4 protein-coding genes and 3 pseudogenes are annotated in these 5,812 nt (G+C 62.6%); all 7 read right to left on the bottom strand.

The window, feature by feature from the left end; translation table 11 throughout:
- Positions 1-132: 132 nt before the first annotated feature.
- Positions 133-696 (bottom strand): NUDIX hydrolase, encoded by a 564-nt coding sequence (locus BZ163_RS00570; protein ID WP_064677217.1) that lies wholly within the window; start codon positions 694-696, stop codon positions 133-135.
- A 2-nt stretch (positions 697-698) separates the two neighbouring features.
- Positions 699-1,451 (bottom strand): GntR family transcriptional regulator, encoded by a 753-nt coding sequence (locus tag BZ163_RS00565; RefSeq protein WP_128869385.1) that lies wholly within the window; start codon positions 1,449-1,451, stop codon positions 699-701.
- An 84-nt stretch (positions 1,452-1,535) separates the two neighbouring features.
- Complete coding sequence (locus BZ163_RS00560) at positions 1,536-1,925, bottom strand: carboxymuconolactone decarboxylase family protein (protein ID WP_128869384.1); 390 nt, start codon at positions 1,923-1,925, stop codon at positions 1,536-1,538.
- A gap of 143 nt (positions 1,926-2,068) precedes the next feature.
- On the bottom strand, positions 2,069-2,554 hold the full coding sequence (locus tag BZ163_RS00555; RefSeq protein WP_128869383.1) for a flavin reductase family protein: 486 nt from the start codon (positions 2,552-2,554) through the stop codon (positions 2,069-2,071).
- Between the two features lie 12 nt (positions 2,555-2,566).
- Positions 2,567-4,046, bottom strand: a pseudogene (locus BZ163_RS00550) (aldehyde dehydrogenase).
- Positions 4,043-4,874: pseudogene (locus tag BZ163_RS00545) on the bottom strand (alpha/beta fold hydrolase). Before BZ163_RS00545 ends, BZ163_RS00550 begins: the two co-directional pseudogenes overlap by 4 nt.
- 45 nt (positions 4,875-4,919) lie before the next feature.
- Positions 4,920-5,509, bottom strand: a pseudogene (locus tag BZ163_RS00540) (amino acid synthesis family protein).
- Positions 5,510-5,812: the final 303 nt, after the last annotated feature.

Below are 5,812 nucleotides of genomic sequence, written 5' to 3'. Positions count from 1 at the left end.
GGTTTGCCGTAACGTAGCCTGGCACGATCCAGCTGCGCGCGCGCGAAGCTCGCTCCTACAGGTCATGCGTCAGCCTTCAATCCCGAAAATCCCCGCGATCGAATGCAGGCGCTGGTGTACGACCGGGAATCGTCAGCGAATGAAGTGAATCTTGCCGGTATCGTCGTTGCCGATGTAGATGCCATACACCCCGGCCTGCCGCTCCTCGATGTAGCGCTCGAGGATCTGCCGGATCGCCGGGTAGTAGATGCTGTCCCAGGGAATATCCTCGGGCGCGAAGAATTTGTAGTCGAGGGTTTCCGGCCCGTACTGGCCAGTGATCTCAAGCGCGATGGCGCGGAAGATGATGTACACCTCGCTGATGGTCGGCACGCTGAAGATCGAGTAGGGCGAGAGAATTTCCGCGCGCACGCCGCTCTCTTCCCAGACTTCGCGCAACGCGGCCTGTTCGGTGGTCTCGCCGCCTTCCATGAAACCCGCCGGCAGGGTCCAGGTGCCGGGACGCGGCGGGATGGCGCGCTGGCACAGCAAATACTTGCCGTCCTGCTCGATGATGCAGCCGGCAATGATTTTCGGATTGATGTAGTGGATGTAGCCGCAACCGCGGCACATCAGGCGCTCGTGCGTATCGCCCGGCGGCAGCTGAGACTTGAGGTCATTGCCGCCGCACTTTGGACAAAAGCTCGGGCTGAACATGATCAGCGACCTATGCGCGGTTCTTTCAGCGCGATCGGCAGGGTGATCTCGGGGATCGCCCCGGTCTCTTCCTGCTTGCGCCGGAGGTATTCCAGGGCCACGGCAGCGGCGGCGCGTACGTGGTCGACGCACGCCTGGTGGGCGGCCAGCGGATCTCCGCTCTTGATCGCCTCGACCATGCGCTCCATCTCCTGATTGCTCGATCCGCGACGGTTCTCCTGGGACACCGACGTCGCGCGCAAGTAGCTGATGCGCGCCTGCAACTGACGCAATTGCAACGCCGCGACATGGTTGCCGGAGCCTTCGAGCAGCACGTCATAAAAGCCTTGCACCGAATCGATGACCTGCTGCAGTTCGCCTTCCTTGAGGGCCTGGCGGTTTTCCTCGAGGGCTTTTTCCAGGGCCTTGATGTCCTTGGCCTTGGCGCGCAGGGTGAACAGCTGGACGATCAGGCCTTCGAGCACGCAACGCAGCTCATAGATGTCGACGGCGTCGGCCAGGGTAATGATGGCGACCCGTGGGCCCTTGGCGTCGGCGAACTCCACCAGTCCCTCGGATTCCAGGTGACGCAAGGCTTCGCGTACGGACGTGCGGCTGACGCCCAGGCGATCGCACAGATCGCGCTCGACCAGACGGTCTCCCGGCAGAAGCTGGAAGTTCATGATGGCGCTTCGCAGTTTATCCAGCACGATTTCGCGCAGGGTAACGGGGTTGCGATTAACCTTGAAGCTGTCGTCGAGTGGCAGGCGTTTCATGGGGTCCGCTCTGAATGTGGCTGTCCATGCAAAAAGAGCACGGCGATCCGGGGATCATCGGTGCTCGGTCACAACAGCCAAGGGTTAACTTGAGGCCTCGGCATCGGCTTCGGCGAAGGCTTCACGGGCGAGCCGGAAACTGTCCACGGCTGCGGGGACACCGCAATAAATACCGACCTGAAGCAGAATTTCGCGTATTTGTTCACGACTCAGCCCGTTACGCAAGGCGCCGCGTACATGCAGCTTGAGTTCGTGCGGCCGGTTGAGGGCCGAAATCATCGCCAAGTTTATCATGCTGCGTTCTTTAAGCGATAAACCCTCACGGCCCCAGACGTGGCCCCAGCAGTACTCGGTGACCATTTCCTGGAGCGGGCGGGTGAAGTCGTCGGCGTTCTCGATGGAGCGCTTCACGTAGGCCTCGCCCAGCACCTGGGTGCGGATTTTCAGGCCTTTTTCGTACTTGTCATTACTCATGTTCGTCCTCTCACCGCAGATCCCTTGTAGGAGCGAGCTTGCTCGCGATGGACTCAAGAGCGCCGCGTTTATCCAGTAAACACGCGTTATCGTTAACGACCATCGCGAGCAAGCTCGCTCCTACAGGGGGTTGTGTAGACCCATCAGGCCAGTGTGGGCAGCGGCCCCAGCTTGCCTTTGTGGTAGATCATCGGCGTCACCGGCTGCTCGGGCAGGATCAGGTTCTTCACCGCGCCGACGATGATCGCGTGGTCACCGCCGTCGTATTCGCGCCACAGTTCGCACTCGATGATCGCGGTCGCCTTGGCCAGCAACGGGTTGCCCAGGGCGCTGAGGTGCCACTCGATGGCCTTGGCCTTGTCCTTGCCTTTACTGGCAAAGGCATAGGCTTCGGCGGTCTGGTCGGCGGACAGCAAGTGAATCGCGAACTGCTTGCTGTCGCGCAGGACCGGGTAAGTGTCAGAGGCGTAGTTGGGGCAGAACAGCACCAGTGCCGGATCGATCGACAGCGCACTGAACGCACTGGCGGTAATGCCGACGATGCCGCCGTCCGGGTCCAGGGTGGTGACCACCGTGACCCCGGAAGGGAACGAGCTCATGACGTCTTTGTAAATGCCGGGTTCGATCATTTCGCAAATCTCCTAGCGCATCACAAACGGATCAGGCATGGGGGCCTGGGAAAGGTTGATCCACACCGTCTTGAGCTCGGTGTAGGCCAGCACCGAATCGATGCCGCTTTCGCGTCCATAGCCGCTGTTCTTGAACCCGCCGATCGGCGCCATGGCCGATACGGCGCGGTAGGTGTTGACCCAGATGATCCCGGAGCGCACGTCCCGGGCCAGGCGATGGGCGCGGCCCAGGTCGCGGGTCCAGATGCCGGCGGCGAGCCGAACTGCGAGTCGTTGGCAATCGCCAACGCTTCGGCTTCGTCCTTGAAGCGAATGACCGAGGCCACCGGGCCGAAGACTTCTTCCTGCATGATCTTCATCGAGTTGCTGTCGCATTCGAACAGGGTCGGCTCGTAGAACCAGCCTTCGCCCAGGTTCTCTGGACGCTTGCCGCCCAGGCGCAGGTGCGCACCTTCGGCGATGGCATCGGCGACCAGGCCTTCGACCACCGCCAGTTGCTGCGCGGTGGCCATCGGCCCCATTTCGCTGCTGTCTTCCTGGGGGTTGCCGATGCGGATGCGTTTGGCGCGTTCGACCAGGCGCTCGACGAACTCATCGTAGATCTCGTCCTGCACCAGCAGCCGCGAACCGGACACGCAGCTTTGGCCGGAGGCCGCATAGATCCCGGCGATCGCGCCGTTGATCGCGCTGTCGAGGTCGGCGTCGGCAAAGATGATGTTCGGCGATTTGCCGCCCAGTTCCAGGGACAGCTTGGCAAAGTTTTCGGCACTGCTGCGCACCACGTGCCGCGCCGTGGCAGCGCCGCCGGTGAAGGCGATCTTGCGCACCAGCGGGTGACGGGTGAGTGCTGCGCCGGTGCTCGGACCGTAGCCGGTGACCACGTTGACCACGCCCGGTGGAATGCCGGCTTCCAGTGCCAGGCGCGCCAGCTCCAGAATGGTGGCCGAGGCGTGCTCGGACGGTTTGATCACGATGGTGTTGCCCGCGGCCAGGGCCGGGGCCAGTTTGATCGCGGTCAGGTACAGCGGGCTGTTCCAGGGAATGATCGCGGCGACCACGCCCATGGCTTCGTGCACGGTGTAGGCAAACAGGTCCGGCTTGTCCAGGGGCAGGGTGCCGCCTTCGAGCTTGTCGGCCAGGCCCGCGGTGTAGTGGAAAAATTCCGGCAGGTAGCCGACCTGACCGCGGGTTTCGCGGATCAGCTTGCGTTGTCACGGCTTTCCAGCTGCGCCAGTTGTTCCTTGTTTTCGGCGATCAGGTCGCCCAGGCGCCGCAGCAGCTTGCCCCGGGCGGTGGCGGTCAGGCCGCGCCAGGCCGGGCTGTCGAAGGCGGTCTGCGCAGCCTGCACGGCGCGTTCGACATCGGTTTCATCGGCATCGGGCAGTTGCGCCCAGGGTTCGGCCAGGGCCGGGTTCAGGCTTTCAAAGGTCTTGCCGGACAGGGCATCGACCCATTCACCGCCGATGCACATCTGGAAGGAGGCGAGAGTCATGCAACGATCCCCTTTATCTGGTTTTGTCGGGCGTGCGCGTTGTCGATAAATTCCAGCAACAGCTGGTTGACCAGGCGCGGCGATTCTACCGGCATCATATGCCGCTGCTCGGCGAGCACGGCAACCGTGGCACCGGGAATGCGGTCGGCCAGTTGCCGGGCCATTTCCGGTGTCGAGCCCGGATCGAGTTCGCCGGTGGCGACCAGGGTCGGCACCTGGATGCTCGCCAGGTCCTCGGCGCGGTACATGTCCTGGGTCGCGAACAGCTCGTAAGTGGTCAGATAACCCTGGGGGTCATTGTCGGCCAGGGTCTGGCGCAACGCGGCGATCTGCGCCGGGTTGGCCGCCTGGTACTCGCGGCGAACAGCGCGACAGCGCGGCTTCGGCGTTGGCATCCGGGCCGTGCTCGGCCGCCTGGGCGGTGCGGGCGATAACGCCGGCACGTTGCTCGGGGCTGCGATTGAACACGCTGTTGAGCACCACCAGGCCTTGCAGGCGCTGCGGGTAGTGCAAGGCAAACGCCCGCGCCACCAGCCCGCCCATGGAAAAGCCGATCACCGTCGCCTGGGGCAACTGCAGGTGGTCAAGCAGTTCCAGCAACTGGTCGGCATAGCCGAGCAGGGGGGTGCCGCTGGCCGGACGCGGGCTGGCGCCATGGCCGAGCATGTCGTAGGCGATCACGCGGTATTTGGTGGCCAGGCCAACGACCTGGCCGCCCCACATTTCTTTGTTCAGGCCCACGCCGTGGATCAAGACCACGGGCTGGCCTTGGCCGGTCGCCAGGTAACTGGTGCCAGCCGGGGTACGTTCAGCGGTGAGCCGAATCATGGAGCGCTCCTGCATGCCTTTTTGTTGTAGTTAGGCTGACCGGGATTACTGGGCTTTTTCGGCCGCCAGTTCTTCCAGATCGATGTAACGGTTGCCGATGCGTGGGTGCAGGCGGCGCCGTCGGCACAACCCAGGACCACGACGATTTCGTCGGCGCGCGGTGCATCTTCGATTTTCATTTCCAGGGTGATGTAGTGCGAACGCAGGCCTTCGTCGTCCTTGTGCATCATCGGAATCTGGATCGAAGTGCCCGGGCCGCCGCGCTTGTTGGTGAAGCTCAGGTAGCTCTTGGCTTTCACCGCTTCGCGGTAATGGTTGCCGAAGCGCAGGGTGTGGATGACGGCGGAGGCGTGCTCGATTTCACCGTCGGCGCCGACCACGGCCGCCTTGCCATACGCTTCGATCTTCTCGGCGCCGCCGATGATGCCCACCAGGCGTTCAACCATCATGGCACCGAGGTCGGAGCAGTTTTCGCGGATCTGTGGTTTCAGGTCTTCGACAAAACCGTTGCCCACCCAAGGGTTCTTCATGACGACAGCCAGGCCGACCATGGTCACGGGTTTGTCGGTGGCCTTGCCGCCTTCGATAAAGGTTTCTTCGACGTAGCTGACGATCTTGCGGATTTCGAAACTCATGAGCTGCTCCGTAGGAGGTTTTGGGTGTCTGTGCGTCTGATGGTATACCATAATACCTGAAGCACAAGTCCCTCGAATGAGTTTCTGGTCGGACGGCTTGAAAAAGGGGGATTTTCAGTGAGCGCCGTATTGATGAACGCCACCGACCCCGTGTAGGAGCCGGCTTGCCGGCGAAGACGGTGGCACATTCAGCAGAGGTGTTGGCTGACAGACCGCTTTCGCTGGCAAGCCAGCTCCTACAGGGGATTTTCAGTGAACAAGAAATCGGTGAACACCAGCGACCCCGTGTAGGAGCCGGCTTGC

It is taken from the genome of Pseudomonas sp. VI4.1 (genome assembly GCF_002029345.1).
Classification (GTDB): domain Bacteria; phylum Pseudomonadota; class Gammaproteobacteria; order Pseudomonadales; family Pseudomonadaceae; genus Aquipseudomonas.
The sequence above is the reverse complement of the archived record's forward strand: the minus strand, read 5'-3'. Positions and strand labels throughout refer to the sequence as shown.

Coding starts and splice junctions, on each gene's coding strand:
- BZ163_RS00570 (WP_064677217.1), bottom strand. CDS start 696: ATGTTCAGCCCGAGCTTTTGTCCAAAGTGCGGCGGCAATGACCTCAAG.
- BZ163_RS00565 (WP_128869385.1), bottom strand. CDS start 1,451: ATGAAACGCCTGCCACTCGACGACAGCTTCAAGGTTAATCGCAACCCC.
- BZ163_RS00560 (WP_128869384.1), bottom strand. CDS start 1,925: ATGAGTAATGACAAGTACGAAAAAGGCCTGAAAATCCGCACCCAGGTG.
- BZ163_RS00555 (WP_128869383.1), bottom strand. CDS start 2,554: ATGATCGAACCCGGCATTTACAAAGACGTCATGAGCTCGTTCCCTTCC.